Annotated in this window: 5 protein-coding genes; 3 read left to right on the forward strand and 2 right to left on the reverse strand. The window is 72.2% G+C overall.

Annotated features, from left to right (window positions below):
- Both KIK08_RS37810 and KIK08_RS37815 read right to left on the reverse strand, forming a co-directional pair.
- Positions 1 to 390: DUF6597 domain-containing transcriptional factor (locus KIK08_RS37810; RefSeq protein ID WP_328516860.1), on the reverse strand; the 390-nt coding region annotated here is incomplete at its 3' end.
- Between the two features lie 91 nt (positions 391 to 481).
- Entirely contained in the window at positions 482 to 1,045 is a 564-nt protein-coding gene (locus KIK08_RS37815; protein ID WP_214408121.1) for a YceI family protein, read from the reverse strand.
- 96 nt (positions 1,046 to 1,141) lie between these two features.
- On the opposite strand from KIK08_RS37815, the gene KIK08_RS37820 reads away from it, so the two are divergent.
- The 3 genes from KIK08_RS37820 to KIK08_RS37830 all read left to right on the forward strand — a co-directional run.
- Positions 1,142 to 1,666, forward strand: coding sequence for a MarR family winged helix-turn-helix transcriptional regulator (locus KIK08_RS37820; RefSeq protein ID WP_214408122.1), 525 nt, complete (start codon positions 1,142 to 1,144; stop codon positions 1,664 to 1,666).
- A gap of 34 nt (positions 1,667 to 1,700) precedes the next feature.
- Complete coding sequence (gene lpdA, locus KIK08_RS37825) at positions 1,701 to 3,107, forward strand: dihydrolipoyl dehydrogenase (RefSeq protein ID WP_214408123.1); 1,407 nt, start codon at positions 1,701 to 1,703, stop codon at positions 3,105 to 3,107.
- Between the two features lie 183 nt (positions 3,108 to 3,290).
- On the forward strand, positions 3,291 to 3,877 hold a 587-nt coding region (locus KIK08_RS37830; protein ID WP_214408124.1), incomplete at its 3' end, for a VanZ family protein.

The following is a 3,877-nucleotide window of genomic DNA, read 5'->3' on the forward strand; positions in this document are numbered from 1 at the left end:
CACCGCGGCCAGGACGTCGAGCACCGCCCGCTCGTCGGCGGCCGCGTCGGTCAGCCGGCTCGCGGCGGCCCGGGCGATCCGGGGGTGCAGTTCGGCGAGCGGGACGCGCCGGTCGCGCAGTTCGGCCGCGGGGACGCCGAGCAGCGCGGGCAGCCGGCCCGGGGCGAAGCGCAGGCCGGCTGAGCGGCGGCCAGGGGAGCGCAGGAAGGGGTGCGGGGTGGTGTCCGGGCCGGCGACGGCCAGTTCGGTGCCGGTCCAGACGATGTCCATGCAGCCGTCGGGCAGGATCGGCTGGACGACCTCGGGGGCGTCGGCGGGCACGCCGGCGCTCCAGGCCGCCTCCACCGGATCCCGCCAGCGCGGCGGCACGGGGAACTCCCGGTAGGCCACGCCAGCACGGTAGCCCGCCCCTCCGACAGTCCCGAACGCCGTGAGCGGCGCCCGTGCTCCGCACGGTGCGCCGCTCACGCCGGGCCGGAGTTCAGGACTGGCGCAGCACGGCCTCGATCTCCAGGGTGATCTGGACCTTCTCGCCGACCACGACGCCGCCGCCGTCCATCGGCATCTTGATGTCGACGCCGAAGTCGTTGCGGTTGATCGAGGTGGTGGCGGTGAAGCCGGCGCGGGTGCCGCCGTAGGCGTCCGGACCGAAGCCGTTGACCTCGAGGGCCAGCTCGACCGGGCGGGTCACGCCCTTGAGGGTCAGGTCGCCCACCAGGACGTACCCGTCGCCGTCGGGCCGGATGGCCGTCGAGGTGAACGTCCAGGTCGGGTAGGTCTCGACCTCGAAGAAGTCGGCGGAGCGGATGTGGTCGTCGCGCTGCTGGGTGCCGGTGGTGATCGAGGCCGCGTCGATGGTGGCGCTGACCCGCGAGTCGGTGAGGTCCTGGCCGGTCACGATCTCGCCGGAGAAGGTCGCGAAGCTACCGCGTACCTTGCTGACCATCATGTGACGCACGGTGAAGGAGATGTCGGAGTGCACCGGGTCGATGTCCCAGGTACCGGCGACGTAGCCGGGGATGCGGGTGCTGGCGGGGCTGCTCATGTGCGTCTCCACAGATGTTTGAACTCTCAGGTTTTGACCGGACGTTACGCCACAACGACTTGAGGGCTCAACTATTCCCGGGGAGGGGATGTGCCGGTGCCCGACGAGGGGACGCGCTGGCTGACCGAGCGCGAGCAGCGCACGTGGCGCAGCTTCCTGACGGCCAACCGGCTGCTGTTCGACCAGGTCGAGCGGCAGCTGCAGCAGGGGGCGGGACTCCCGCACGCCTACTTCGAGATCCTGGTGCGGCTGTCGGAGGCCCCGGACCGGGCCATGCGGATGAGCGAGCTGGCCAGCACGTCGCTGTCCTCGCGCAGCCGGCTCAGCCACGCCGTCGCGCGCATGGAGGAGACCGGCTGGGTGCGGCGCAGGCCGTGCGAGTCCGACCGGCGCGGCCAGATCGCCGAGCTGACCGCGGAGGGGCTGGCCCAGCTGGAGGCGGCCGTGCCCTCGCACGTCGAGGAGGTGCGCTCGCTGCTGTTCGACGCCCTCACCGAGACCCAGCGCGAGGCCCTGCTGGAGATCAGCGACGCGATCGTCGACCACATCACCCGGGGCGACCCGCCGTGGCCGGTCGCGCCCGACACCCCCGGGCCGGGCCCGTCGCGCCGACCTGCGTAGGGCAGCCGGCCGGGCACCCGCCTAGATTGGGGACATGGCAAATCACGTCGACGTCCTGGTCCTCGGAGCGGGGCCGGGCGGGTACGTCGCGGCGATCCGGGCCGCCCAGCTCGGACGCAGCGTCGCGGTGGTCGAGGACAGGTACTGGGGCGGGGTCTGCCTCAACGTCGGCTGCATCCCGTCCAAGGCCCTGCTGCGCAACGCCGAGCTCAACCACCTGGTCACCAAGGAGGCCAAGACGTTCGGCATCTCCGGCGAGGTGTCGTTCGACTTCGGCGTCGCCCACGACCGCAGCCGCAAGGTCGCCGACGGGCGCGTCAAGGGCGTGCACTTCCTGATGAAGAAGAACAAGATCCAGGAGGTGGACGGGCGCGGGCGGTTCACCGACGCGCACACCGTCGAGGTCGAGCTCAACAAGGGCGGCACGCAGACCATCACGTTCGACGACGTGATCATCGCCACCGGCGCGGCCACCCGCCTGCTGCCGGGCACCAGCCTCTCCGAGCGCGTCGTCACCTACGAGGAGCAGATCCTCGACCGCGAGCTGCCGGGCAGCATCATCATCGCCGGGGCCGGCGCCATCGGCGTCGAGTTCGCCTACGTGCTGAGCAACTACGGCGTGCGGGTCACCATCGTCGAGTTCCTCGACCGGATGCTCCCGTTGGAGGACGTCGAGGTCTCCAAGGAGCTGCTCAAGCGCTTCAAGAAGTACGGCGTCGAGGTGCTGCTCTCGACCAGGGTCGAGTCGATCGACGACTCCGGCGACCAGGTCACGGTGACCGTCAGCAAGGACGGCCAGGAGTCCACCCTCACCGCGGACAAGGTCATGCAGGCCATCGGGTTCTCGCCCAACACCGAGGGGCTCGGCCTGGAGGAGATCGGCGTCGAGCTCACCGAGCGCGGCGCCATCGCCATCGACGACCGCATGCGCACCAACGTCGAGCACGTCTACGCCATCGGCGACGTCACCGCCAAGCTCATGCTCGCCCACGTCGCCGAGGCCCAGGGCGTCGTCGCCGCCGAGACCATCGCCGGCGCCGAGACCCAGGAGCTCGACTACGTGATGATGCCGCGGGCCACGTTCTGCTCGCCGCAGGTCGCCAGCTTCGGCTACACCGAGGCGCAGGCCCGCGAGCTGGCCGACGAGAAGGGCTGGAAGGTCGTCACCTCGACCTTCCCGTTCACCGCGAACGGCAAGGCCCAGGGCCTGGCCGAGCCCGGTGGGTTCGTCAAGCTGGTCGCCGACGCCACCTACGGCGAGCTGCTCGGCGGGCACATGATCGGCGCCGAGGTCACCGAGCTGCTGCCGGAGCTGACCCTGGCCCAGAAGTGGGACCTGACGGCCACCGAGCTGGCCCGCAACGTGCACGCGCACCCGACGCTGAGCGAGGCCCTGCAGGAGACCTTCCACGGCCTGGCCGGCCACATGATCAACTTCTGAGCCGGCGCAGCGCCCGGGCTGCGGCGGTCGCCGACGCGCTGACCTGCGCGCGACGCCCCCGGCGTCGAGGGCCACGCGCGGGGTCGTAGGCCGTCCGCCGGCTCGCACCTTCGGCCGAGGCCCGTACCCGGGTTCAGCCCGTGGGGGGACGTGCCGGGCCGGGTGAGCGGCCAGAGTGGACGGGTGAGTGATCGGGTGCTCCCCGCGCTGGTCGCCGTCCTGCTCGGCGGCCTCGTCGTCGTGCTCGGCGCGATACCGTTCGTCGCCCGCAGCTACCGCCGCGACGGCGAGCTGCGGGCCGGGCGGGTCGTGCTGGTCGTCGCCACCGCCGTCTACGCGATGGCGCTCGTGGCCTACGTGATCCTGCCGCTGCCCGCCGACGCCGCCGCGGCCTGCACCCGGTTCGCCGGTGCATCGGTGCCCCAGCTGCAGCCCTTCCGGTTCGTCGAGGACGCCCGCCGCGAGGCGGGCGGCACCGGGGCGGCCGCGTTGCTGGGCAACCCGGCCGTGCTGCAGGTGCTGTTCAACGTCGCGCTGTTCGTCCCGCTCGGGGCGCTGCTGCGCTACTCGCGACGCGTCCCGGTGCCGCTCGCCGGGCTGGCCGGCCTGGCGGTCTCGCTGCTGGTCGAGTTCACCCAGCTGACCGGCAACTGGTTCCTCCACCCCTGCCCGTACCGGCTGTTCGACGTCGACGACCTGATCGCGAACACCGCCGGGGCGCTGCTCGGGGCGCTCGCCGCGCCGCTGCTGCGGCTGCTGCCCGGCCAGCG

Origin of the sequence: Pseudonocardia lacus, from assembly GCF_018531445.1 — a bacterium.
Taxonomy (GTDB): domain Bacteria; phylum Actinomycetota; class Actinomycetes; order Mycobacteriales; family Pseudonocardiaceae; genus Pseudonocardia; species Pseudonocardia lacus.